The following is a 25,983-nucleotide window of genomic DNA, read 5'->3' on the forward strand; positions in this document are numbered from 1 at the left end:
ACAGGCTGATCGTTCGAGATGATACGTGGATAGACGCTTCTTTACTTGGATGATGCTGACGACAGGGCTATTTTTCCTGTACCTCAGCATGCAAAAACCGGCTGACGTGAAGCCCAAGCCAGATGGGCCCGCAAAAGCCGATGTGGTCGAAAAAAATCCACTGCTGCGCGATTCGAATCAAGCTGGCAATGCGGAATTAACAGCTGCTGAGCCGTCCGGCGCTCTGCCTGAACAGGAGACACCGGCAGCAGCGGCCGTGGAACGGGCCGCCGACGGGTTTCCTTCCCGGTTGGTCACACTGGGTTCAATGGACCCACAGAAGAAATATAGTCTGCTGCTGACGCTCAACACCGCCGGTGCCAGCGTCGAGCGCGTCGAGATGGTCGGGCAGTCATCGCCCGGTAAGTTGCTGTACAAATCGTTGGAACACACCGGCGGCTACTTGGGTTATCTTGGGCTAGGCGAATCTCTAAACGGATTGCGTGTTCGCTCTGTACCAGACGGTAGCCCCGCCGCACTTGCACGCTGTGCTGATGTACAGGGCGGACTACAAGTCGACGATCTGTTGCTAAAGATACAAGACTCAACCGTGGTGACTCCAGTTGATGTCGAAGCCTGCTTGCGAACCATGAAGGCGGGTCAGGTGGTCGAGCTAACCATTAAGCGTGGCGAGCAAGAGCTGAGGTACTCGACGCAACTTTCTCAGGCTCCGCTAGATGTGTTGCGATCGGTGCCATTTGCCAGCGAGGTTATTCCGGGCAACCGAGAACTGGGCGGACTGCGCACCACATTGGCCGCGATTGACGGCACACAGATACCGAGTGGCAAGATCGTGCTACCTGCACTGGCGCGAACTTTGGAAGCTGACTGGGAAGTTCAGCCTGTGGACGTTCCGGGGGGCAGCGGTGTCCAATTTCGTATGCCCCTACAAAACATGTTGGCGCAAACGGAGCACCCGAAGCTGGAACTTGTCAAGCGCTACCGACTACTTCCGCAATCGGAGTCAGCCGATGGATTCCTGCTTGATCTGGAGACCAGTGTTGTCAACAGCAACGATCAACCTGTGAAAGTCGCCCTGCGCCAAGAGGGACCGACGGGACTGTCGCTAGAAGGCTGGTGGTATTCGGTCAAGCTTAGTCAGAGTTTCTTCAGTGGAGCCGGGCATCGCGACGTGGCTTTGTCCGATCACACCGGCGTGCACTCATTGAAGACGACTCGCGACGTTTTTTCGTTTGCCAAGAGCAACGCAGCTCAACCGCATTCGATCTTTTTTTCCGAGGGCGAACCGGCTGAGCGACGCAGCCTGAGATATATCGGGCTCGATTCGCAATATTTTAACGCCTCGCTGATGCCCTATGAAAAATCGCCGGAATCATTGACGGAATTGGCCCGCGCTGGTGGGCGTGTAATTGGCGATGTGGAGTCGATCAACAAATCGCAGATACAAGCCGCCAACATCGGCTTCTGGATTGACACGCAGGAGAAATCGCTGGCCGCTGGCGAAAGTTTCACTCAGCGCTATTCGATCTTTATTGGACCCAAGGACAGCCAAGTCTTGAGCCGCTACGGATTGGAATTGGCGATTGAGTACGGTTGGTTCCCGTGGGTCGCCAAGCCGTTGGGATGGTTGCTGCATCTGTTTTACAACATCGTCGGCAACTATGGCTTGGCGATCATCATGCTGACGGTCTGTGTGCGATTGGCGATGTTTCCGCTTGGCCGGCGAGCGGCCGTCACCGGGCAACGCATGCAGGAGTTGCAACCGGAGATCAAGAAGATTAACGAAAAATATCCAGACAACATGGAAAAACGGGCGAAGGCCATGCAGGAGCTGTATCGCAAGCATGACTTCAAACCTCTGGCTGGTTGCCTACCGATGTTTATCCAACTGCCGATCTTTATTGGCCTGTATCGCTGTTTGAGCGTGGATGTTTCCTTGCGCCAAGAGCCGCTGATACCTGGGCTGGAATGGTGTTCGAATCTAGCTGGTCCAGACAGATTCTATGACTGGAGCAGCTGGATGCCTGAGATCATCGCTGGTCGCGGAACAGGTTGGTTCGGTCCGTACTTTAATATCTTGCCGATGGTCACGGTGGTGCTGTTTTTGGTGCAACAGAAGATGTTGATGCCCAAAGCCACCGACCCGCAAACGCAGATGACGCAGACGATGATGAAATTCATGACCATCTTCATGGGCGTGATCTTCTTCAAAGTGCCTGCTGGCCTATGCGTCTATTTCATCACGTCCAGTATTTGGTCGTTGGTCGAACGGCAGATCGTTAAGCGCACCTTGCCGCCACCCAATACGGCAGCGACGGCCGACAGTGCTGCAGCCGAACCACCACTCAAGCCGCGAGGCCGATTGAGTGAACGAGAGCGAAGGGAAATTGAACCCGACAAACCGAGCGCCATGGAGAAATGGCGCAGCATGTTGGACAAGCCTTCGGTGCGATCGGGCACACAGCGCGGGCAATCCAGTCGCAAACGCAAGAAGAAAGGCAGCTAGAGTTCCAGCGACGGCTGGCGCGATAATCGTGCCCTGGCTTCATCGGCCCACGAACTGGCCGGGGCCAGCTCGATGAACCGCTGCCAGTGCTGGGTGGCGGTGTGTTGTTGATCGAGTTCATCAAGCGTCCGCGCCAACAAGAAATGCACATCTGCATAATCAGGATAGAGCGCCAGCGCGCCTTGGAAAGCTGCCACGGCTAACTGGGGCCGGCCACACTCGGCCAACACGCAACCCAAATTGGCGCGGGCCTCAACCAGCATCGGATCCAGCTCGATCGCCATAAAATAGCGTTCGCGTGCTCCGCCTAAATCGCCTTGGCGATACATGACTTCGGCGAGTTGAAAGCAGATTTCAGCGTCGGGGCCAAACTGAGTTAGGATGGCTCGATAACAGTCAACCGCCTCGTCCAAGTCCTGCCTGTCTTCGGCTGCCTCTGCTGCTTCCAACATACCGGCCAGCGAATCGAGTGGAGCGGCCGGTTGCGTTGCGGCTGGCTGCACGAACTTCAACGTGACCACTTCGACGGTCGGTCTTTCACTGTTTTGGGTAAAGCCAAAGTGAATCTGACCGGTAGCATCTACTTGCTGTGAATCTAACTCCAACACCAACCGCTTGCCATCCAGCAAAATTGGCAGACTGCCCAGCGACTGGGCGGGCACGCCGGGCAGTCGTCGCAGAGCCGTGATCTGTTGGACAATCGACTGTGTTGTTAGGCCCTGCTTGAGCCACTGCGACAACGTTTTCGCGGTGGATAACATGGCATAATCGAAATAGGGAATCTTGTGAACAACTTGAGTCGATTGAATCAAGCCAGCTCGGTACCACAAGCGGATAGCGCGCACCGATATTCCCAACATCTGAGCCATCATGGCCGGTGAATACAGTTGCAGTGTGGGCGATTGTGCCGGTTCGGTGGTGCTGTCACCGGCAGTTCGAGAAGTACGCGTTACCATCGAGTTGACTTTCTTAGATTCAAGCGTGTTGGCGACGTTCGGTTGCGCGATGCAGGGCAACAACAGCCAGCCACCTAGTAGCGCAGCATGCAATAGATGGCTCGCACCGCATCGCGCCAACCGATCTTCTTGCCTTCATGAAAGCCACGTCGCCAATAGCGAATGGGACGCTCGTAAAACCTGGCTCGGCGCCGCGCCAATTTCACCGTCAATTCGATTTCAATACCAAAGCGGTTTTCGCGTAGGTCGGGCGCCAGCTCTTGGATCAATTCGCGACGTATAAGTTTGTAACAGGTTTCGACATCGCTTAAATGCAGGCCGGTGCGCAGATTGGATAGTTGCGTAATCCAGCGATTGGCCAGCGAATGCCAGAGTGGCGAAACCGGGCGATCGTGATGGCCAAATCGAGTTCCATACACGACATCCGCGCGGTCTTCGATCATGGGCTGAATCAAGAAGCGAAAGTCTTCTGGATCGTACTCCAAATCCGCATCTTGGACAATCACGGCCGTGCCGGTTGCGATACCAAAGCCGGTTCGCAACGCGGCACCTTTGCCCTGGTTCCGCTGATGTAATATGATCCGCAAATCGTCGGACGGAGGTAGCCGTTGCAGGCAATCACGTGTGCCATCTTGGCTGCCATCGTCCACCACGATAATCTCCAGCGGCAATTGGGTCTCGCGCAGCCGCTGAATAATCTGAAGTATGGTATTAACTTCGTTGAAGACCGGCACAATCACACTCAGCTTGAAGTCTGCAGGTATCGCGAAGATGCCCAATCGTCGGCATACATCATCCGTTAGCATGTGGTCCAGTCGATGCGCTTGCGATGCGCTCAATCGCACTTCATGCGAGTCTGCAGCAGTAGTGCTTGCCGAATTGCTGGCAGTACTTGACTGGTTGGCTGTGTCCGACTGATGATGCATAACGAGGGGTGAATTTCCAGTGATGTGGGGTCAGCTCGAGTGGTACCAAAGTTTCGCAGCCAAGCAAGTGGTGTTGAGGCTGGTACACCAAATCTTTTCTCCTGCGCTACAGCCCGAGCACATTATACAGGATATCGTGATCGTTTCGCCGTGTGTGCGAGATGTACTTTGTAGCATGTTGAATCAACAGCGAGAACAACAAAATTTTTGGCTACCGTGATTGACAATCTGCGCGCTACTTCACACAATCCTAACCATCTCGTTCGCAACCTTCTCGTTTACGCATCTAGTGGATTGCTTCGGTGTCACGACGATAGCCTGACGGGCCTGTCGTTTTGATGAGCCCCTTTAGCTCACTAGCGCATACAAAGGTACGTAATGTCTATTCTGACTCAGTCAACTCTGACCCAATTCAGAATCGAACATTGTCTCTTAGTCGTTCACTGTTGCTTGTCATGCCTAGGATTTGCCTCCGCTCCGGCACCCAGGGATGAACTACTAGGCAGGATTGCCGAATTTGCCGTAAGCTTGGAAGCGCGCGCGGTATGCATGACCAGCAAAGTCCTTGGCAAATAGTGCCATTGTAAGCGGCAGGATGCCGCACTTTTTCTATTTTCGCCAAGCCCCCCGGCTATCCGCTTTTACGATCGGCAAGAATATGGCTCCGCTGGATGGCTGTCGCATCATCGACCTGTCGCTTCTGTTGCCTGGTCCACTGGCAACTCTCATTCTGCGCGACCTTGGGGCACAGGTAACCAAGGTCGAGCCTCCGTTTCCTGGTGACACGATGTCGCTGTGGCCGCCCAAGGTAGGTTCGGTATCGGCAAGCTACATGGCACTCAATCGCGGCAAGGAAGTCGTGAGTCTAAATCTCAAAGACACCACCGATCGCGAGCGGTTTTTGGAGCTGGTACGTGGAGCCGATGTTGTCGTCGAAGGGTTTCGACCGGGCGTGATGGACAGACTGGGATTTGGTTATCAGCAGTTGTGCAAGCTTGATCCGCGCATCATTCTGTGCAGCATCACTGGCTACGGACAGTCTGGCCCCTACAGCCAACGGGCAGGCCACGATTTGGGATATCAGGCAATGGCTGGCGTCTTATCGCTGACCGGAGGAGAACAGCCGAGTGTTCCGCAGTTGCAAGTTGCCGACACAGCGGCCGGCTCCTACGCCACGGTTATGTTGATCCTGGCAGCCCTCATAGAACGACAGCAATCCGGTCACGGTCGCCACATCGATGTCAGCATGTCCGAGCAGCTGCTACCACTGATGACCGCCGCGTATGCCATGGCTGGTGCCCTTGGGAAAGATCCTCGGCGCGATGGAGAATTGCTGACTGGCGGAGCCCCCTGCTATCGCATCTACCGCACCAGCGATGGTCATCACGTAACGCTGGGAGCGCTCGAACCCAAGTTTTGGCAAAAGGCGGTCAGACAATTGGGACTACCCGAATTGGCGATGTCGCCTTACCACGGTGGGGCGGGAGCCGACGCAGTCATTCAACAATTGACTGAACTGTTCGCGTCGAAAACCCGAGAGGAGTGGATCACGATTTTCGGCTCCAGCGACGCATGTTTTGAACCTGTGCTGTCGCTGGCTGAAGTTCGTGAGCATGCTCATTGGCAGGCTCGCCACAGTTTTGTCACACTACCAACCCCCGATGGTGGCGGTTTGCAGGTACCTAAATTGCCAGGTTCACTAGCGGGTTTCGACTCTCCAGAGGCGGACCAGTAAGCGGGCGTGGCTCCGCTCGTCAGAGCGTACAGGATTGGAAAAGTAGAGTGCAGACGCATCGAAGGCAGGACCCACAGCCCCACCGTCTGGCGACGGTAGCTACTGCGTCAACAATAGCTGCCGAAGAGCGGCCAGAGCGCGGAAGTAGCATTTGCCCGAACCTGCCCGTATACTGATCGGTCCAAGTAGGCAGCTCAAACGTCGAACAATGCCACACTGGCTGCCTGGGCATGGCGCCGCGTCCGGTGTTTTCCCAAATTCGCAAAGCACCACTCGGTCATGTTAAAATCGCATCCAGTGACCAGCCGCAACCTGTCCACTTGGTGGAAACAGCCAGCCGGAGGCCGCGAAGTACTGCTGGTTTCGTTGCCTCTAGTCATTTCCAGTCTGTCATGGACGGTGATGACCTTTGTGGACCGCATCTTTCTGAAGTGGCTGTCGGGCGACTCGATGGCCGCTGCTTTTACCGCATCAACTGTGTGGTTTGTGTTACTGTGTTTGCCGCTGGGGATCTGTGCCTATGCTAACACGTTTGTTTCTCAATACTTCGGGGATCGGCAGTACAAGCAGATTGGCCTGGCCGTTTGGCAAGCTATTTGGGTAGCCCTTGTGGTCAGCCCGTTCATACTAGCTTTTAATCCACTGGTTCCACAGCTATTTGAATTGGCCGGGCACACGCCCGCCATACGTAGCGAAGAAATTCGATATTTCCAGGCTCTCAACTGGGGCGCCGCAGGCATGTTGGTGTCGCAAGCTGCAGCAGCCTTCTACAGCGGGCGCGGTAAGACTCGCATCGTGATGGTGGTTGATAGTTTCTTTGCAGTCCTAAACGCGGTATTGGACTATGTGTGGATATTCGGTTACTGGGGCTTTCCCGCAGCGGGAATCGCGGGTGCCGGATATGCCACTGCGGTTGCATTGACACTCAAGGCCATTGTGTACCTAGTACTGATGTTGCGTGAGCCACATCGCGCCGAATTCGGTACCGGAATTGGCTGCCGATTTGATTGGTCGCTCTTCAAAAAGATGTGTTACTTTGGCGGTCCCAGCGGGTTGCAGATGTTGCTGGATGTCGTGGGGTTCAGCACGTTTATCGTTCTGGTAGCGCGCCTGGGCAACCTCGAAGCCGAAGCCACCTCGATGGCCTTCAGCATATCGACGCTGGCTTTTATGCCTATTTGGGGATTCGGCATGGGGGCGGGCATCTTGGTAGGGCAGCACTTGGGCGAAAATCAACCGGACTTGGCCGCCCGAGCCTCGTGGAATTCCTTGGCTCTGGGGATTGGCTACATGTCGCTGATTTCCGTGTTGTACATCGTGGTACCAACATGGTTCTTGTGGTGGTTCTTTGCGGGCACCGAGCATGCTCACGGGTTGGGCTCAGATGTAGGCGTTTTGGCGACTAAGCTGCTGCAGTTCGTTGCGGCATACAACCTCCTGGATGCGACCCTCACGATCTTGGTCAGCGCGATCAAAGGTGCAGGCGATACGCGATTTGTGCTGGGCGTCAGTCTAGTGATGGGGCTCGTGCTGGCCGTGTCGAGCTGGCTGGCGGTCGAAGTTTGGCAGTTTGGTATCTACGGCTGCTGGGCTTTGATTGTGGCTTGGGTTTGGGCGTTAGGGATCATCTATCTGCTGAGATTCATTCAGGGCAAGTGGCGCGACATGCGCGTCATCGACATGACCCACTCAGCACCACTGGCGTAGATCAACCGCCCGAAACGGCAGCCCTAGATGCCAACAGGGATTGCTCGTGGAACCTTACAAGCCATCGCCGGGTGTTGCGGCAAGCCCAACGCGAAGGCCTCGTATTGCCCTGGCTCGCACCTGACAACCGTGGCTACTGATTCGCAAACAAATCTCTAGCCATTTGCTGCAACGCCTTGAGGTCCAGTTTGCCGGTTCCCAACATGGGGATTCCAGGAACTTCAACGAAGCTATCTTCGCTGGGCAAATAGATATTGGGTAACCCTTTATTGGACAAGCCCTTGACGATGTCACCGGGTGTTAGCGAAAGACCAGGTGTATGCAAAACAACCAAACGTTCACCGCGCTTGACATCAGGAACCGAAGCCACGGCCACGCGCTGCCGGCCCTCATCGTCCAAGCCGACCAGTTCATTGATCGAATCTTCGATCAGCACGTGCGGAACCATCTCGCCGCCAATCTTGGAAAATCGACTGAGCCGTCCGGTAATGTAAATGAATCCATCTTCGTCGATCTTGGCCATGTCGCCGGTACGATACCATTCGCCGTGCATCACATCTGCGGTCAAATCAGGTCGATCCAAATAGCCCTGCATAACGTTCTCACCACGAATTTCTAGCAATCCGGATTCCCCAGTCGGCAACGGTTGGTCAGTATCGACCGAAACAACGCGTGCCTGCACGTGGCTGTAGGGCAATCCGACGCTGCCTTCGCGCAAACCCGATCGGTTGGCAGTAGCCCGCGACTTGGGCACGTTCACGCTGACGATCGGACTGAGTTCCGTAGTTCCATAGCCCTCCACGGGACGAACGCCAAACCGCTGTTCAAACTCTTCGGCTACCGCGATTGGCATTTTTTCTGCCCCCACGACCACGACCTCAAGGGTCTTAAACTGTTCTGGCTCGACGCGACGAATATAAGATCTCAGGAAGGTGGGAGTGGACAGCAGGATGGTGGCCTTAAATTCTTGCGCCAATTTGGCGATGGGCCGCGCTTCCAGCGGGCTAAAGTGGTAGGCGCAACAGCACTCTAGGCACAGTGGGGTCCACAGCGTCACCGTGTATCCAAAAGAATGAAAGAAGGGCAAAATCCCCAACACCATGTCGCGTTCGCTCAGTCGGATTAATTCGTTAACGCCGTCGATATTGCTGGACACATTCGAACTACTCAGCACAACACCTTTCGGAAACCCAGTCGATCCCGAAGTAAACAGGATGGTCACGGGGTCGGAACTACGCAGATGCGACAATCCTAACGCACGATGCAGCGATGTGGCCGACCGCAGTCGAACATTGAGCAGCGCCGATAACTTGTCACCCAAGGTGATCTTGTCGCGGACATCCTCCAGGAATACTTGCGGGGCACCGACATCCAGCCCTACCTTTTCAACGAACTTGCGACTGGTCAGCACATGCTTCAAACCAGCCAGTTCGCAGCATTGTTTGAGCTGGGCTGAGCTGGCTGTGTAATTCAGATTGACGGCTACTCGCCCAGCCAAGCTGACCGCCAGATTGACGGCCACGCCGGGGACGGTGGGCGGCAGGAACACTCCTACGCGCTGCTCGTCGTCTCCCAACACTTCGCGCAGCAAGTAGCGGCGCAGGGCCAAGCTACGAATCAGTAAGTCGCGGCTGGATAGCTTGACACCGGTTGAGTCGGCAACTTTGATGGGTTGGTTGACCGACTTGAGTCGCTTGAGCGCTCGTAATGTGACGTGTTCGTCACTGGGCTTGCCGAGTGGTTTGGCGTCGTGCATGGCTGAACTACTCCATCCTAAAAGGTCCAGTTGACCGAGTAAAACCAGATCATCGATTATTCTTGTGTGGCCGAGTTGCGGACTACATGCGGCTGGCCACCCCTTGCTGTTCCAGTGGGTGCAAGCCATACATTCCGAGCGATGCCGCTTCGGCAGAGGGGAACATTTTACCAGGATTGGAGATTTCGTGGGGATCGCAGGCGCGGCGGAGTCGTTTCATGAACTGGATGGAGTTTTCCGAGAACATGCCTGGCAAAAACTGCCGCTTTTCCATACCCACACCGTGTTCGCCGGTAATGGAGCCGCCAAGCTCGATGCACAACTGGACAATTCGGGCCGCCAATTCTTCGGCGGCCTGTAATTGGCCTGGCCGGCTGCCGTCAAACAGAATCAGTGGATGCAGATTGCCATCGCCAGCATGGAATACGTTGGCTACCCGAATTTCGGCTTCTTGACTGAGCCGCTGGATTTGAGTTAGAGCGTATCCGAGCTGGCTGCGCGGCACCACACCATCCTGGACGATAAAATCTGGACTCAATCGCCCCACCGCCGAGAAAACGCTCTTGCGGCCCTTCCATATCGTGGCTCGCTCAGCCGCAGACTGCGCGACATGAATGGCACTTGAACCACTGGCTGCCAGCAGATCGTCCAGTATCTGTCGTTCGGCAGATACGGCATCGCGGCTGCCATCCAGCTCGACAATCAACACTGCTTCAACGTCTGGAGGATACTGAGCACCGACGGCGGCTGTGGCAGCTTGCATGCTGAGTCGATCCATAATCTCAATCGCCGCTGGCAATAGGCCACTGCCAATAATCTTAGCGACCGCTTGGCCAGCGCGTTCCAATGTTTCGTAGCCAGCCAACACCGTGTGATAACTTTCCGGTTTGGGTAACAACCGCACCGTAAGCTCGATGACAATGCCCAATAGTCCCTCGCCACCGACCATTAGACCGACCATGTCGGGACCGATTGCCTCACCACCTGCTTGACCGACTGTAACGACTTCACCGCTTCCCAGGACCACCCTCATCGCCAAAATATGATTGCTGGTCATGCCGTACTTCAGGCAGTGCGCTCCCCCCGAATTAAAGGCCACATTGCCGCCAATCGTGCAAACCTGCTGACTACTAGGATCAGGCGCGTAGTACAGTCCGGCATGTTCGACGGCGGCTGTCAGCTTGGAGTTAATAACGCCAGGCTCGACGATAGCCAACCGGTTCTCCAGATCGACCTTTAGGATTCGATTCAGCCGATTCAGAGCGATAACAATGCCATCGGCATGAGGTAACGATCCACCAGATAGGCTGGTGCCGCTACCTCGAGCTACCATGGGAACGCGGTTGTCATGGCACCAACGCACAAGCTTGATCACCTCGTCGACCGATTGCGGTACGACAACCGCTCGCGGTTTCACCGCAAAGGCGGTCAGACCGTCGCTTTGAAAAGCGGCCAGAGCACAGTGGTCGCTCTGCAGGCGATCCGGCGGCAGCAGATTGCTCAATTGAGCTAACAGGTCGTGGCTGCTTAGTTGCATTTGAGACCGAGCCCCTGAATTTTACGTCTAAACAGAATCGATGGACATTAGTGCCTCGCTGGCGGCCGCTAGACCAGTTCCCGGACTTCCCAGTTTGCCGTCCCGATACAGGATTTCCCCCAGCGCCGACAGGATCAGCATCACATGCCGCTGAGTGCAACTACTGCCCATGAGCCCAATTCGCCAAACTTTGCCCTTGAAAGGCCCCAATCCAGCGCCAATTTCGATACCGTAATCGTTCAGCAGCCGCTGGCGAACAGTCAGGTCATCGACCCCTTCGGGAATGTAGACAGCGTTGAGTGTCGTCAGCGATGACTGGGGAACATAGTTCATTCCCATCGCTTCCAAACCGGCTCGCAGGGCCGCATGATTTCGTTGATGGCGGGCGACTCGCTGTGGCAATCCTTCTTCCAAGATCATTTGCAAAGATTCCCGCAATGCATAAGTCATATTGATCGGCGCGGTGTGGTGATAGACGCGGTCGCTGCCCCAATAGTTGCGAAGCATGGTGATGTCCAGATACCAACTGGTGACTTTGTTTCGCCGACGATCAATGCGCTGCAGAGCCCGGCTGGAAAATGTCACGGGCGACAATCCAGGAGGACAGCTCAAACATTTCTGCGTGCCACTATAACAAGCGTCCACTTGCCATCGGTCAATGGGGACGTCAATGCCGCCCAGACTGGTAACCGCGTCCAGGAGCAATAACCCGCCATGACGTCCAACGATGCTTGCGATTTCGTCCATCGGTTGATGCACACCGGTGCTGGTTTCGGCGTGTACGATTCCAACAATTCGCGTTTGCGGATGTTGCCGCAGGGCTTCTTCGATTTGCTCAGGTTCAATAGCACTGCCCCAGGGAGCCTCAACCGTGTGTACGATGGCCCCGTACCGCTGAGCGACATCCCTCATGCGCCCGCCAAAGACTCCGTTGACGCAAATGATGACCTCGTCACCAGGCTCGACCAAATTGCACACGCAGGCTTCCATACCCGCACTACCGGTGCCCGAAATGGCCAGAGTCATTTCATTTTGGGTTTGAAAGACCTGACGTAGCATCGACCGAGTTTCATCCATGATGCGCAAATACTCGGGGTCCAAGTGTCCGAGCGTAGGGGCGGCCAGGGCTTGCAAGACTCGCTGCGATACGTCGCTGGGTCCAGGGCCCATCAAGACTCGTTGTGAAGGCCGGAGTGCTGTGAAGTCAGACATGCGTACTTTCAATTCAAAGGAGAATTTTGGAGATGTTGGAAGTCAGATTGTACCACAACCTATTGTTGCATCAGCCCAGTTCGCGGTAGGATTCTTGTTCATAAAAGTGAGCAGCGATTCGCCATAAAGCAGTCAGTCATCGTCGCCCTGACAGTAGCACCCAGGCTGGTCCGCCGTCTGGCGACGCTAGCTACCTTTAGGCCGCTCGCCACAGTGCAGTTTCAAAATGCGTTAATCGCGCAGCCAATCGAACTCTAACGCAGCCGGTGGTGGTATTACAATGACGCCAGAGCAACGCGAGCTGTGGGATCTACAGCAAATAAAACAGCGCCCGAGCCGAGTTCGCGCCAAGCATATCGGGCACTCCATGAGGAACCTCATGGCCCGCCATGGCTTGGCACAAACCCAAGCAGCCAACGAGCTGGCGGTAGCCTGGCAATCCGCCGTGGGGCCGCAATTGTCTGCGCTAACAAGGCCGTGCACGATCCAACGCGGCGTACTGCAGGTTCTCGTGCGCGACAGTTCGGCACTGCAAGAACTACAGCTCTGTCGCAAACAGGTGCTGGCAGCGCTCCAGCAGGCCCTGCCGCAAGCCAACATCCGCGATCTACGCGGCAAGATCGCTTGACGACTCCATGGAGCCGAGCAGGCTCGGTGGCACTGGCGAGTCTGCGTGACTTGGCGGTGGTACTACTGGGGTAGTCGCACCAATTGAATCGCACGAATGTCCATCAGAGCGCCGTTGAGAATCTCCAATGGCCGAACTTGAAGTTGATGAACTCCCGTCTCACCAAGATGAATACTCTCTAATTGCAGCCAGCGAAAGTCCTGGAAGTGTCCGGTTTCGACTACTTGAAATTCGACGCGCGCGGCCGCCGATGAGCCGTTAGACGGCGTGATGCTCAATTCCGCTCGACTCCCACCGTGACCGGCACCGCAGCCTTGCAGTATCGCCACATTGAATCGCCCTGGGCGATCTAATTCAAAGCGCCACACTGCTCGGTCCGTGGCGTTGGTCCAATAGCCCACAGTATTCTTATGCGGTTGAGGTTCATACCGTAACTTTGCACCTAAGGTCTCAGCCACATGAGCCGGCAGATAGAAGCTGCCATCAGCCATCTGTGCGATCGGTTTAACTTCGTGAAGTAACTCAGGTGGTGCATCAAACTCCAATTCTATCCACGCTCCAGGCTCGGGTACCTTGGCTGACCGAGGCCACTTCAGCAGCCAATGGTTAACTTCGGGCTGCACGGAAATCGCGTCTGCAACAGTTGCATCATGCCAACGCACGCTGCGAAGTGGAGCGGCGACACGTGGTACTTGTGCGGGCTTTCTCGATTGCCAGTCCACCCACACGAATAGTCGATTGTGGACTCGGAAAAGATCGGACGTATCGGGAACGGGTTGAGCCTGTAGGGGCGGAGCGCCAGGCGCCGATTCAGATGGCGCGACCTCAACTGCCACAGCGGGATCGTGCGCCAGAACTGGCTTGGCCAGCAAGCTGCTCAAGCCGACCAATAGCACCAAGACTATCCCGCACACTCGCCAACGAACGCCAGTTGCGAGGATACCCCCTGGAGAACGAAACATGTTTGGCTACACCTTAGACCATTTGTGACAGTAACTTGGCAACTAGTTCAGGATTGTCCTGCTGTTTCAAGTGATCAATTTGTGCCGCCGGAACACCCGCCTTTTCCAAGTTCTTTTCAAGCGACTGCCAAACCTTCTTACGCTTGGCCCCCTGTGTTAAATACAGTTCTGTCACCAGTTCGCTGGCGCGTTGCAGGGCAATAGCGTCACGATTCTCATAGAAGCGCTTGATCACCTTTTGCTGATATGCCGAATAGTTCTTCTCGGTCATGGTGCTGTTCTCTATCGGTTCGTGCTGTATAGGAATATATGGCGTCTCATAGCTCAGCAGAGACAGGACAGAAAGCTCCAATTTCATTCATTGAAGGCCCAGGTAGAAGGGACTAATCGGCCACGAGTCCTGGACCGATGCACTCTTGTGCGCTGGATTGGCGTTGCCGTGCGCGGCCGGGGCGTATTGTATCAGATTTTCGCACGGCCTACGACCACGTGCTGCCAATGTCACCTGGCTGAAATGTTTCCAGTCATCTAGCGAACCGCAGGCCCAATGGCGGCTGTCGCTACCAAGAGACATCTAGTTGAGAACGGCAGTCGTCGGAGTGAAGGGAGACCCATGATCCGCGATTCACGTCTGGGCATTCAACGCGAACTGGCCAGCCGAGTGTCGCCCAACAATTTGGAGATCAGTGGTAAAAGCTGCTTCTTGCGACTGACGACACCATCTAGGCGATATAGACATCGCTCCAGTCGTGGGTAATTCAACTCTTCGCCAAAGTCAGGTTCGCCAGATAAAAGCAGCAGGCTGCCGTTGGTAATAATGTCGGTTACCAACAGTGCGCTAAAGTCCAATCGGCGCTGGCGAGCTAATTCACCCAGGGCCACGAACAACTCTTCGCGCCGATCCCAAAACAGGTCAAATCCAGTCTCTTCAATTTGGGAAATGGAAAAGCGATGCCCACGCTCCTCAAACTCTTTGCAATCTTCGTGCAACACATTCTGAGCCGAATGTGTCCGCAGAGCCGAACCGACTGCAAAGAAGTCATTCACAAACTCGTCCATATCTACTCGACACAATCCGCTTAACCAGCTCAACATCTCCCGGTCCACGTCGGTAGTCGTCGGTGATCGCAGGCGCAGCGTATCGGAAATGATCCCTGCTACCATGCACAACGCTATGCTGGATGTAGGTTCGAGGCCGGCTTGACGAAATTGTCGCGCCACTAGCGTACAGGTAGAACCAACGGGCTCGTTGATGAACCGAATCGGTTGTTCAGAGCGCAACGAACCTCCCAGTCGATGGTGGTCCAGCACTTCGATAATATCGGCTTCAGCAGCGCCTTCGACCGCCTGAGTCAGTTCGTTGTGATCCACCAGCACCAGCTGCGGCTTAGGAGGATTTACGAGGTCCGACTTAGACAATACGCCGTACAACATGCCTTTGTCGTCCAAGACCGGAAACAGCTTCTGACGAGTCCGAGCAACCCAGGTTCGCGCGTCGGCGATTTGCGTCTTGGCCGGCAAGGTTACGCAGACCGCCTGTACCGCCGTAGCGATCCGTCGCGCCGATTTGATGCGCATGGTTGTTGAAGCAGTATCCAGAGCGCACGAAATCACTGTCACCTTATTCATCTTGGCCAGCTTCATCAGCCCGGCCGACAATTCGTAGCCGCCAGTGACTACCAACACTCGTACACCATGCTCCAGGGCAGGCAAGTGAATGGTAGGGCGATTGCCACTGACTACGATCAATTGCCGCGCCGGGAATTGATGCAAACGCTCGGTGAACCCCTCGGCACTCATAGCCCCAACTAAGATCATCAAGTCGATCACTTCATCTGGGTCGATGGCTTGTTGTAGCTTGCCGCCTAATACCGTGGCGATATCTCGAATTGATGCTGTGACCTTGCGTGCGGCCAAGTGATCCGAATCACCTTCGAAAATGATTCTCATGAGGTCCAGCAGGGTCAGTAGTCCAAGCAATCCACCGTCACGATTCAAAACTGGCATAGCGCTAATATTGTGCTGCTGCATGCGCTCGTAGACCTGCGAAAAAACTTCGTCTTCGTAGGCGACTACCGGGCTACGGCGGCAAAAATTGCCTACTTCAGGCCGCACGTCCATCACCATGCGCGGTGGCGACATGTCTGCACGGCGGAGCACGTATTCGGTGCGTTGATTGGGCGGCCCGCAGCAAATGGCTACGGCATCGGGCCGCACCGTGCGCCTTAACAAGTCGGCATAGGCTAGTGCCGCGCAAATGGCATCGGTATCTGGATTGCGATGTCCTACTACAAGCAAACTCATGCTGGCGCTTGGCTCCGGTGATCAGGAATTGTATGGTTTCAGGGCTACATTCTAGCCGCCGGAGGCTTTTGCACTGAGTGGGGCAGGGCGTCAAAGAACGTAAGGAACATGAAATTGACTGCAATGCATGTCTGTCGTGCCTGGGAATTTCCAGTTAGCTCGGTAAGATAGGTGCGGCTGGTGTCCCGGCTTTCAACGGACACAGTTCAAAATCGCCAGCGGATGCGGGGAACTGTCGGGATGGCAGACAAGAAATGGAAATTCGTTCCGCACGATCGTGTACTGATCCAGCGGCTTTCAGAGCAGGCGAAGATATCCCCAGTGGTCGCGCAATTGTTGCTGCGCCGTGGAATTTCTGAACCCCAGGCCGCTCAAGAATTCTTGGAAGCCAAGCTATCGGGACTACGTCCACCCGAAGAACTGCCCGGCGTTCCGCAGGCCGTCGAACAGATCATGCGTGCTCGTGATGCTGGACATGAAATCGTAGTGCATGGGGATTATGACGCCGACGGCATGACCGGTACCGCAATCCTGTTTCGATGCCTGAGTCTACTGGGGTGCAAAGCCAGCTATTTTTTACCCAATCGCATGGAAGAAGGCTACGGCTTGCATGCCGATATCGTCGAGCGATTCGCTGCTCAGGGCAAGCGGATGATCGTCACCGTCGATTGTGGCATCGCCAGTATCGAGGCAGCCGATCGCGCTCGACAGTTGGGGGTGTCAGTCATCATCACTGACCATCACCGCTTTGGTGACCGACTGCCAGCGGCTGACGCCATCGTTCACCCGGCGCTGCCCGATGCAGGGTATCCGTTCGTCGATTTATGCGGAGCAGGAGTCGCCTTCAAGTTGGCCTGGGCGCTCTGCCAACACCACACTGGGTCACCCAAAGTCGCCCAGCACCTGCGTGATTTTCTGCTGCAAGCCCTGGGACTGGCCGCTATCGGTACTGTGGCCGACGTTGTGCCGCTGATTGACGAAAATCGAATACTCGTCCGTAATGGACTCAAGATGCTGGCCACCCATCCTCCGCTCGGCGTCAAAAAACTGAAGGAATTATCTCAGCTTAGTAGCAAACTGGCCCTCGATTCAGAAGACATCGCCTTTACATTGGCTCCACGCTTGAACGCGGCTGGCCGATTGGGGCAGGCGCAATTGGGCGTAGAGTTGCTAGTGACCCAAGAGGAGGCACGCGCCGCCGCGCTGGCCAGCTACATCCTAGAACTGAACGAGACTCGCAATAAACTGGAACGCTCCATTCACCTTGCAGCTTCCAAGCAGCTCAAACAAGTACACTCTATCCAGGACGACCCAGCCTTCGTGCTGACTTCGCCGGGCTGGCATCCGGGAGTGATCGGCATTGTGGCCGCCAAGCTGGCTGAAAAATATCATCGCCCCGTTGTGCTGATCGCTCAAGATAAACTGGGTACCAAGCCGGCAATTGGCTCTGGCCGCAGTCCTAACGGCGTCAATCTGCATCAGGCGTTGCTGCAGTGCCGCGAGCTGCTGGTTAGCGGTGGCGGACACGCCGCTGCCGCCGGTCTGAAGATCAACGAAGGCAATTTATCCACGTTTCGCGCAGCGTTTTTGGAGGCGGTTGCCGAGCAGTCGTCAGATGTCCAACACGGAGCTGAATTGGAATTCGACGCCGAAGCCGCCTTGGGCCAGCTAGACTTGTCCACCATGATACAAATTGAGCAGCTTGCACCGTTCGGCATGAGCAACTCGCGACCTCTGTTTTGCGCCACGGCCGTTCGCATGGACCAGCCGCCCAAGCCGTTGGGAGACAGCGGTAAGCACCTCAGTATGCAGCTTGTGCAACATGGCTGGAAGATGCGCGCTGTGGCCTTTGGACATGCTGAAGAATGGTTGCCAACCCTTATGCAACACACCGACGACTTGATTGATTTGGCGTTTCGTCCAGTGATCAACGAGTATCGTGGCTTTCGAAAGGTCGAGCTGCACCTGGTGGATTGGCGGCTGCACAGCCAGCAACCTGCCAGCTTGCTGTCAGTCGGTTAGACAATGGCCAAGTCTCTTATCCGTCTAACTGAAAACCGTCCGCCAGAATTCCACCCTTGCACAAGATGGGAATGCCATCGCGAATCAAACAGGGAGCTTGCGCATCGCTGCTCTCGGTGGCCTGACGATTTTCGATAGTCACGTTTCGGCCAACTTGAACATTCTTATCTAGAATGGCACCGACGATTTTCGATCCGTCGCCAATCCCCAGCGGCGGCTGTCCCAGTTGCTGGTGACGAGCCAGATCCTGAGCTGTATCCATGAAGTCGGCACCCATGATAATACTGTCTTTAATGGTCACGCCGTCACCGATCACGCACCGCAGTCCAATCATACTATTTTCGATGACAGTCCCCTGGCCGATGCGGCAGCCATCGGCAATCAGGCTGCCGCGAATGGTCGCTCCATTAAGAAGTGACGGTGGCAAAAACCTCGCCCGACTATAAACCGGCTCATCTTGCTGCCAGAAATCGAACGGTGCATTGGGTTTGGTCAGTGACAAATTGGCATCGTAAAAAGCCCGAATGGTTCCAATGTCTTCCCAGTAATCGTCGAATAAATGCACCTGAACCTTGCGACTGCGGATGGCAGCCGGGAACACCTCTTTGCCAAAATCTCGGTAGTCCGTTTTGGCAAGTATTTCAAACAACAGATCACGCTTGAAAATATACAGTCCCATACTGGCTAAACAATCGCGACCTTTTGAGTCAACGCCTTGGGCGTCGATCCATGCCGGATCCATGCGTACCAAATCAAGTTCTTTGTCAGTCTGTGGCTTTTCCAAAAACCCTGTGACTCGACCGCGCGCATCGCAGCGCATCACGCCGAGCGCGCGCGCGGCCTGGCGCTGGACGGGCAAGGCGGCGATGGTCACGTCGGCTTGGTTGAGAATGTGCGTCCGCAACATGTCCGCATAGTTCATACGGTAGAGCTGATCGCCTGACAGAATCAAAATGTACTCAATTCCGCGCTGATCGACATGCCGCAGATTCTTGCGAACGGCGTCAGCGGTACCTTCGTACCAATCCGTACCGCCCTCCATTGTCTGCTGCGCCGCCAGTAGTTCGACAAAGCCTCCGGAAAACTGGTCAAACCTGTAAGACTGGCGAATATGACGATGCAAAGAATTTGACAGGAACTGCGTCAGTACAAATATCTTGTTGATATTGCTGTGAATGCAGTTGGAAATGGGAATGTCGATCAAGCGGTACTTGGCGGCCAAAGGCACCGCTGGCTTGGCTCGATACTGTGTCAGCGGGTACAAACGCGATCCGCGGCCTCCGCCGAGGATCAAGGCAGTAACTTTACGCGGGTCGACATCAAACATCGTGGTGCTCACCTGACACAATCGTGGGAGAATCTTCTCGTTCGTTGGCACGGGCAATAGTTGTCGCAGCCAATTCATTGCCGTCAACATAGGCGGCATAAGTGCTCGTCACCCCTGGCTTCGAAAGGCAGCATAACACCAGCCGCGACTTGGCGAAAGGACCGATGGCCTGAAGCGTTTGCAAGTTAAGCCCGCCAGTGATTGAAAATGAATTTTCCATAAAAAATCGTTGAACTAAGCGTGCGTTCGTTAAATCATTGACCGATGGCACCCAGGTTCTTCGGGATTGCAACCGGTCGCCATTACGGCAATTCGCCAACCTTTGATTGCAAACGATGATTAACACACCTTCCATGGCGCGGTACGATAGGTCCAGAAGTGCTTGACGCGGTTACGAAGATTGATGATCACAAAAAGTCACAACATCCATGGATCCCCTAACGCTTGCTCAACAGCTGATCAACTGCGATTCGGACACTGCATGCACCAATGCCCAGTGCGCATCGCTGATCCAGCGACTGTTGCAACAACGCGGCTTTGAGGTTCATACGCTTGCCTATCGCGATTTGCACGGCTGTGAAAAGGTCAACCTGTCAGCCGTGCGGGCGATTGGCAACTCTACCGTGGGCGGACTAGCCTTCTTCTGCCACAGCGATGTGGTTTCCAGTGACGGCTGGAGAGTCGCCCATGGTGCCGGACCGAACGATGCTGCCGTGCACGATGGCCGGTTGTGGGGTCGCGGTGCCTGCGACATGAAGGGCCCCATTGCATCGGCACTGGCGGCGATCGACCAGCTAGATGCCGCCGATCAGCGTGCCCCCATTTATTTTTTCGTGACGGGCGACGAAGAATGTGGAATGTTGGGCGCTGAGCATTTAGTCAAACGATGTCCGCTCTATCGCCGGGCGGTAACGTCACAGTCGGTAGGTATTGTTACCGAGCCTACCGAAATGCGTGTGGTCAATGCGCATAAGGGTGGCTGCCGCTTTCGAGTTGTGGCTCACGGCGTGGCTGCACATAGTAGTACCAGTGGCGGACTCAACGCCAATTGGCAGCTTATTCGTTGGCTCGGTCAATTGCAAACGTTAGCACAAGACATTGAGAAAAACCCGAGCCTGCTCAATCCCACCTTCGACCCCCCGCATTTGAATTTGAATATCGTCATTCGCAATCAACCTGCGGAATTCAATATCTCGGTAGGTCAAGCTAGTTGCGAGGTATTTTTGCGCACCATGCCGGATACACAATGGCAGCGCTTGGTCGACCAGCTGACCACAGCGGCCCGCGAAATGCGGCTGGAAGTCACGGCGATCTCCAGCCTGCCACCACTTTCAACGCCCGCCGATCGACCATTTGTTATTCAGTCACTGGAAACCGTCAAGCAACAGGCCCCGGCAGCGATTGGCTATGCCACCGACGCTTGCCGCTTCAGCGATATGCAGGACTTAATTGTGCTCGGTCCAGGCAGTGTCCATCAAGCACATCGCTGCGACGAATGGATTGCCCTCGATCAACTGCAGCTTGGCGCTGAAATCTATTCCAAGCTATTGCGGCAGTTCGTTGCCAATTAGGTAGCGACCGTCGCCAGAGGGTGGAGCCCCAGTTCACCCAGCGTCTTGGCGGCGGTGTCTACTGGGTTACTTTTGCTGCTTGCCTAAGGGGCTATCGGCTAGAGTGCGCAGACCCTGCAGCACTAACTGCGGCACTTCCACGATTGGACCGTCCAGATGCGGAGCCAACACCGGACCATCACCGCCGCTGAGCACGATGGGTACCTGGGGTCCATACTGCATCCGATAGCGATCGACCAAGTGCCTCACTCCACCAACCAAACTGCTGGACGCTCCCGCCAACATCGCCGCTTGGGTATTGCGTCCGGGCAACGGCGGTAGCACCATCAGCTCGCTGGCTTCCACCTCCGGTAGCAAGTCCGCTGCACTGCCAAGCAAACGCAAGATCATCGGCACTCCGGGCAAAATCGCTCCGCCTTGAAAGGCATCGTGACGGTTCGGTTCGGCGTGTTGATCATCAACTCGAATTACCAAATCAACGGTTACTGCAGATCCGGCTTGAATCACAATAGCTGGACGCTGCTGAACGACACGGCTGGCGGCTAGCGCTGCTAACAATCGATCAATTCCGACCTGGTGGGGCAAATCCACGTCCACTCGCAGAGGAATGCTGCGATAATCCACCACCTGCATAGTTTGGCAGGGCACCGATTGCAGGAACCTTTGCAATACGGCAGTAGCCGGCCGATTGACGCTGCTGATCCACCACTGTGTATTCTGGCGGGAATCGATCAGTGGTTCAAGCTGACTCGTCCACCGCTCGTCGTCCGGAGCATACGTCTCCTGGCCATTGGACTTCACAAAGCGCAGCCAATTGATTCGTAGTGGAGTCGCCAGTGGAGCCTGCGGATCGAGAGGCAACCGCACCACGCGAGCACCGCTGTTACCGATGTCGACCGCCAAGCGCTGGTCTTGCGTTTCATGCTGATTCATCACAGGTCGCCAACACCGTACATCGGCTTGATGACACGCGTGTAAAAGCCACCTCCCAGCACAGCCCCCAAAGTCGGCGCAACGATGTAGACTGTTAACCAACTCCAATCGCTTCCCAGGGGCAGCGCAATTTGCCCCCACCCAGCCAGCGACGAGAATAACCGCGGCGCGAAATCGCGGGCCGGATTGAAACAGGCCTGCGTTACCGGAGCGATAACTGATATCAACAGGGAAACCGTCAATCCGATAAAGATGGGAGCTGTCTTTGCGCCCGGGCCTCCCTGATTTCGTAAATCGGTCATTGCCAGCACCATCACAGCTAAGATGGATGTGCCCAATAGTTCGGCGAAGAATGCACCGGAATGCGTGACTGTTTTGCGTAACTCTGCGTGCTCATCGGCGCGATACGGCGTTGTACCGGCTGCCAAGCCGCCTGGCGCTGGAAAGAATTCACCGTAACAACAGGCTGTGATCTCGCTGCCGGGTTGGCCACGCACCACCTGCTTGATAGATTCTACGGCCGCAAGCTTCGGCGAAAAAATTGCGTACAGTGCTGCCGCTGCCAAGAATGCTCCCAACAACTGCGCGCCGATATATGGTAAAACTCGCTCGCCAGGAAATCGGTTCCAACAATACATGGCCACCGTGATCGCCGGGTTGATATGTGCTCCGCTAATGCCACCAAAAGCATAAGCCGCCAGCATGATTGCTACACCCCAGACAATGGCGACTTGCCACAGGCCCGCTTGAGCCCCGAACAACACGGCTGCATGTACGGCACCACAGCCGAAAAAAATAAGTACAAACGTCCCAAGAATCTCTGCGATGACACAGTCACGCAAAGTCGGTTGCGGTGCATTCAAGTTGCCCTCTCCCCAGTTTGATGTTTTCCGTCAACGCTGCCGGCTGGCCAGTCAGCTCGATCGCTGGCGGCGTCAGTACGTTAGCTATTTTACATGACGGACGCAACCACACTGGCCATGCGGTCACCAACTTCAACATCATCAGCAGTGCTCAACGACTGTTGGCAGCCATGGGCACTTGGTGAGAAAGTACTAGTTGCTCGGCTTCCAAAAGAATTGCCGATCAGGCATAGTGTTCAGAGGTGGCGCGTCGGGATATGTACCGTCGAACCACGGCTGATTCTGATAATTGGGCTGCAGCGGAAAACCTTGTGGATTACCACCGCCCCAAGGTGCTTGCCAGCCTGACGGTCCAAACCCCCAGCCCGGTCCGCTCCACCCGGGCCCACCACCATGTCCGGAACCACCACCCACGGGTCCAGGTGGCATTGGGAACCCAAAGCCGAGACCGCTACCGAAGAACATGCCGTATGGAGTGGGTGGTCCCCAGGCATCGTAGGGTACTCCGTAGGGTCGATATGGAAACCGCCAATGTTCGTAGGGCACAACCGGTGCTCCCCACTGCTCAGTCACGTGATAGTTGTCTGCCGATTGACCGGCTTGCAGAGTACTGCGGAAGTGGCGATAGCCGCTGCGCACCACGTCGGTTCGATTGGGGCCCATCGGTTCGACCGGCGGCGTATGTTGGTCAACTCGGCAGCCTGTACAGCTGTGGGTGTAGGTTGACTGCCATGTCATCCACTCACCAGCTGCCTGGCGCTGTGAGAATACAATCGTGATCATCGCTAGCGCGGCGCTCAACGATAAACGTCGACCGGCAGAATGTAGCCGAGAGGCAATAGATTGATTGGTCCGCTTGGTCATACGTTCCAGACTAGTCTGACTGTCCGAAACGCAAGTCCTCGCAAGGCACTTACCTTAGAAAACAGCTCGGTGAGCTTGCAATTTGACGACTCTGCCGCCGATAGCGGCCACTTAACCCGCACAACGCGCATTTTCGTTACATGGCTGGCGCAGCTTTACCTTGAAAGATAAACCAAGCTCCCAGCGCAATCAGCCCAAAACCGGCCGCGTGACGCCAGCCGAGTGGCTCTTTGAGTACCCACACGGAAAAGCCGGCGAAGACCAGCAGCGTGATGATCTCTTGAATCGTCTTTAGCTCGGCCGCCGAGTAAGTCGCATGCCCCCAGCGATTAGCCGGAACCGCAAAACAATACTCGACCAGCGCAATACCCCAGCTAGCTAGGATGACTAACACCAACGGCGCCGCCTTGTACTTTAAGTGACCATACCAGGCCAGGGTCATGAAGATGTTCGAGATCGACAGGAGCAATATAGGCATCATGTTCGTCGACATCATCGAGCATCTGCTACTTTGGGTAGTCATTCAGATCGATTGTCACGGATTCCATCCCGGGCCTCACTTCGATTGCAATCGGAGTTGAAGCCGCAAAACCGAACGTCGCACCAAAGCGCGGCGGCATAGGATTGTCGCGACTATTGAGTGCCTTGAAATCCTGCAACGTCACCCGATGCCAACCAACTAATGCCCCCGACTGTTGCTTATCGCCGTACAACTGCAAGGTGAAAGTTCCGTCAGCTGCCGTATCAGCAAAAGACAATGGACCGCTCAGTCCCTTTTCTGGGTCCGGCAAGAACTCAACGTGCACGTACTCTAGCGGCTTGCCGCCCTTCACAACTTTTCCGCTAACTTCAGTAATTGCCTGATTGCTTCCGCAGCCTGAAACGACAACCAGAAGCGCAGCAGTTAGCAATTTTCTCATAGATGTCCTGCGTGTTTTGCGGCACCCACCAATTTGTCGTGTAGGTAGAAAATGCCGCTTGAAGTTGCAAATCTCAAACTCTGCTCTCGAACCGAAATCACCAAGCCCCCATGGCTAATAGTCACCAGCGATGATTTCGCCTTTGGCTTTGGTGGACAGAGCCTGGTAAGTTACCAAGTCAACTCGATCGGCAACGAACCGAACGGAGCCATCGGAAAGACCAAAATTCGCGCCGCCAGAATGACCACTACCAAAGGCAGACATTCGCTGGTTAACGCTGGGGTACGAAGCGGACGCGTTGGCTGCCGTGCGAAAGTTGAGCGGCACGAATGTGCTACCGAACGTATGGGTAGTTCCATTGCCGCCACCGTACCAACCCCAGACTCCCCATTTAGCAATGGGATACCTACTAAATTTCGTTGGATGATTGTGCAGAATACGGTCAAAATTGTCATCCTTGTGGTAGCGTTCTCCAAACATAATCGTGCTACTGGTACCATCGGTGATATCGGAGATTTTCGAAGCCTTAGCGTCCCTGGTCAATAACGTTTGGTTAGCGAACGGTTTTGAATTTGGGCCGGTCATGAAGAATACTCCATTACAATCCATGACTGTATCGCCAAAATAAGTTGAGTAGGTTCCAGCACATCCCACATAACTGGACATGCCAAAATGGCCCAGACAATAACCGGTTCCGGTATAGTCGAGCTGCGCAACGTTACTGGGTAATGGATCGGTCGGACACAGCAGCGTTGGAATCACGCTAGCGGTAATTGCCTTCGTAGTGCGTTGCGCAGGACTAGAGCCGGCTTCGATAGCGTTTGAATCCGCGTCTGCCCAAGTCTCTTTAAGATTCCAGCGGTCATAAATGGTATTGCCTTCCATATACGGAAGCAATTCGACGAAAAGCGTTCGGCCGAAAAACTGAGACGGACTAGTTGACGAAGTCTGATACAACCCGCCGGGAAATCTACCTAGCGCACTTTCGTGATTGTGACATGCCACGCCTAATTGTTTGAGATTGTTGCCGCAACTCATTCTGCGAGCAGCTTCGCGAGCGGCTTGAACGGCGGGCAAGAGCAGTCCGACCAGAATGCCAATAATGGCAATGACTACCAACAGTTCAACCAACGTAAAGCCTCGGCGACCCAGCCGACGCGGGCTACTGCAATGCCGGCGCATCATAATGGTGTCCATAGTTTCCTCGCTTGTCGTTAACTTCTGTACGACTACCCAAACCAGATGGAAAAAGAA

Annotated in this window: 23 protein-coding genes; 7 read left to right on the forward strand and 16 right to left on the reverse strand. The window is 55.2% G+C overall.

The features are described from left to right. Positions 1-25: 25 nt before the first annotated feature. Positions 26-2,506: a YidC/Oxa1 family insertase periplasmic-domain containing protein gene (locus KF752_02140; GenBank protein ID MBX3420334.1), complete on the forward strand. Its 2,481-nt coding sequence runs from the start codon at positions 26-28 to the stop codon at positions 2,504-2,506. On the opposite strand, the gene KF752_02145 is transcribed toward KF752_02140, so the two are convergent. Beyond that, positions 2,503-3,555, reverse strand: a complete 1,053-nt coding sequence (locus KF752_02145) for a tetratricopeptide repeat protein (protein ID MBX3420335.1) — start codon at positions 3,553-3,555, stop codon at positions 2,503-2,505. The two genes, KF752_02140 and KF752_02145, sit on opposite strands and share 4 nt — an antisense overlap. Beyond that, positions 3,537-4,235: a glycosyltransferase family 2 protein gene (locus tag KF752_02150; GenBank protein MBX3420336.1), complete on the reverse strand. Its 699-nt coding sequence runs from the start codon at positions 4,233-4,235 to the stop codon at positions 3,537-3,539. The genes KF752_02145 and KF752_02150 overlap by 19 nt, the downstream gene beginning before the upstream one ends. Positions 4,236-4,983: 748 nt before the next feature. On the opposite strand from KF752_02150, the gene KF752_02155 reads away from it, so the two are divergent. Next, entirely contained in the window at positions 4,984-6,123 is a 1,140-nt protein-coding gene (locus KF752_02155; protein ID MBX3420337.1) for a CoA transferase, read from the forward strand. A gap of 279 nt (positions 6,124-6,402) precedes the next feature. After that, positions 6,403-7,830, forward strand: coding sequence for an MATE family efflux transporter (locus KF752_02160; protein ID MBX3420338.1), 1,428 nt, complete (start codon positions 6,403-6,405; stop codon positions 7,828-7,830). A 133-nt stretch (positions 7,831-7,963) separates the two neighbouring features. Here KF752_02160 and KF752_02165 read toward each other — a convergent pair whose 3' ends face one another. The 3 genes from KF752_02165 to KF752_02175 all read right to left on the reverse strand — a co-directional run bounded on the left by KF752_02165 (position 7,964) and on the right by KF752_02175 (position 12,335). Continuing rightward, positions 7,964-9,586 (reverse strand): AMP-binding protein, encoded by a 1,623-nt coding sequence (locus tag KF752_02165; protein ID MBX3420339.1) that lies wholly within the window; start codon positions 9,584-9,586, stop codon positions 7,964-7,966. An 82-nt stretch (positions 9,587-9,668) separates the two neighbouring features. Continuing rightward, positions 9,669-11,123: an FAD-binding protein gene (locus KF752_02170; GenBank protein ID MBX3420340.1), complete on the reverse strand. Its 1,455-nt coding sequence runs from the start codon at positions 11,121-11,123 to the stop codon at positions 9,669-9,671. A 27-nt stretch (positions 11,124-11,150) separates the two neighbouring features. Further along, positions 11,151-12,335, reverse strand: a complete 1,185-nt coding sequence (locus tag KF752_02175) for an alanine--glyoxylate aminotransferase family protein (protein ID MBX3420341.1) — start codon at positions 12,333-12,335, stop codon at positions 11,151-11,153. 280 nt (positions 12,336-12,615) lie between these two features. On the opposite strand from KF752_02175, the gene KF752_02180 reads away from it, so the two are divergent. Next, the gene (locus KF752_02180; GenBank protein ID MBX3420342.1) at positions 12,616-12,963 is read left to right on the forward strand and encodes a DUF721 domain-containing protein; all 348 of its coding nucleotides are present in this window, start codon (positions 12,616-12,618) and stop codon (positions 12,961-12,963) included. Positions 12,964-13,025: 62 nt separating this feature from the next. Here the strand turns inward: KF752_02180 and KF752_02185 are convergent, their stop codons facing one another. The 3 genes from KF752_02185 to KF752_02195 form a co-directional block, all read right to left on the reverse strand. Further along, positions 13,026-13,925 (reverse strand): hypothetical protein, encoded by a 900-nt coding sequence (locus KF752_02185; protein MBX3420343.1) that lies wholly within the window; start codon positions 13,923-13,925, stop codon positions 13,026-13,028. Between the two features lie 13 nt (positions 13,926-13,938). Then, a complete protein-coding gene (locus tag KF752_02190) occupies positions 13,939-14,196 on the reverse strand; it encodes a hypothetical protein (GenBank protein MBX3420344.1) in 258 nt (85 codons plus the stop codon). A gap of 368 nt (positions 14,197-14,564) precedes the next feature. Beyond that, entirely contained in the window at positions 14,565-16,229 is a 1,665-nt protein-coding gene (locus tag KF752_02195) for a putative manganese-dependent inorganic diphosphatase (GenBank protein MBX3420345.1), read from the reverse strand. Positions 16,230-16,451: 222 nt separating this feature from the next. Between KF752_02195 and recJ the strand changes: the two genes are divergently transcribed. Further along, the gene (gene recJ, locus KF752_02200) at positions 16,452-18,251 is read left to right on the forward strand and encodes a single-stranded-DNA-specific exonuclease RecJ (protein ID MBX3420346.1); all 1,800 of its coding nucleotides are present in this window, start codon (positions 16,452-16,454) and stop codon (positions 18,249-18,251) included. A 16-nt stretch (positions 18,252-18,267) separates the two neighbouring features. Here the strand turns inward: recJ and KF752_02205 are convergent, their stop codons facing one another. Next, complete coding sequence (locus KF752_02205) at positions 18,268-19,578, reverse strand: glucose-1-phosphate adenylyltransferase (GenBank protein MBX3420347.1); 1,311 nt, start codon at positions 19,576-19,578, stop codon at positions 18,268-18,270. Continuing rightward, positions 19,571-19,849: a hypothetical protein gene (locus tag KF752_02210; GenBank protein MBX3420348.1), complete on the reverse strand. Its 279-nt coding sequence runs from the start codon at positions 19,847-19,849 to the stop codon at positions 19,571-19,573. Before KF752_02210 ends, KF752_02205 begins: the two co-directional genes overlap by 8 nt. Positions 19,850-20,006: 157 nt before the next feature. Between KF752_02210 and KF752_02215 the strand changes: the two genes are divergently transcribed. After that, positions 20,007-21,149: a M20/M25/M40 family metallo-hydrolase gene (locus KF752_02215; protein ID MBX3420349.1), complete on the forward strand. Its 1,143-nt coding sequence runs from the start codon at positions 20,007-20,009 to the stop codon at positions 21,147-21,149. Between the two features lie 66 nt (positions 21,150-21,215). On the opposite strand, the gene KF752_02220 is transcribed toward KF752_02215, so the two are convergent. Both KF752_02220 and KF752_02225 read right to left on the reverse strand, forming a co-directional pair. After that, positions 21,216-22,082, reverse strand: coding sequence for a type III pantothenate kinase (locus tag KF752_02220; GenBank protein MBX3420350.1), 867 nt, complete (start codon positions 22,080-22,082; stop codon positions 21,216-21,218). Then, positions 22,082-22,945: an aquaporin gene (locus KF752_02225; protein MBX3420351.1), complete on the reverse strand. Its 864-nt coding sequence runs from the start codon at positions 22,943-22,945 to the stop codon at positions 22,082-22,084. Before KF752_02225 ends, KF752_02220 begins: the two co-directional genes overlap by 1 nt. A 20-nt stretch (positions 22,946-22,965) precedes the next feature. Here KF752_02225 and KF752_02230 point away from each other — a divergent pair, with 20 nt between their 5' ends. Further along, complete coding sequence (locus KF752_02230) at positions 22,966-23,130, forward strand: hypothetical protein (protein ID MBX3420352.1); 165 nt, start codon at positions 22,966-22,968, stop codon at positions 23,128-23,130. A gap of 7 nt (positions 23,131-23,137) precedes the next feature. Here KF752_02230 and KF752_02235 read toward each other — a convergent pair whose 3' ends face one another. The 4 genes from KF752_02235 to KF752_02250 form a co-directional block, all read right to left on the reverse strand. Then, positions 23,138-23,809: a hypothetical protein gene (locus tag KF752_02235; GenBank protein ID MBX3420353.1), complete on the reverse strand. Its 672-nt coding sequence runs from the start codon at positions 23,807-23,809 to the stop codon at positions 23,138-23,140. 136 nt (positions 23,810-23,945) lie between these two features. Then, positions 23,946-24,290: a DMT family protein gene (locus KF752_02240; GenBank protein MBX3420354.1), complete on the reverse strand. Its 345-nt coding sequence runs from the start codon at positions 24,288-24,290 to the stop codon at positions 23,946-23,948. A 25-nt stretch (positions 24,291-24,315) separates the two neighbouring features. Continuing rightward, complete coding sequence (locus KF752_02245; GenBank protein MBX3420355.1) at positions 24,316-24,729, reverse strand: hypothetical protein; 414 nt, start codon at positions 24,727-24,729, stop codon at positions 24,316-24,318. 114 nt (positions 24,730-24,843) lie between these two features. Further along, on the reverse strand, positions 24,844-25,881 hold the full coding sequence (locus KF752_02250) for a DUF1559 domain-containing protein (protein MBX3420356.1): 1,038 nt from the start codon (positions 25,879-25,881) through the stop codon (positions 24,844-24,846). Positions 25,882-25,983: the final 102 nt, after the last annotated feature.

This window comes from Pirellulaceae bacterium, assembly GCA_019636385.1.
Classification (GTDB): domain Bacteria; phylum Planctomycetota; class Planctomycetia; order Pirellulales; family Pirellulaceae; genus Aureliella.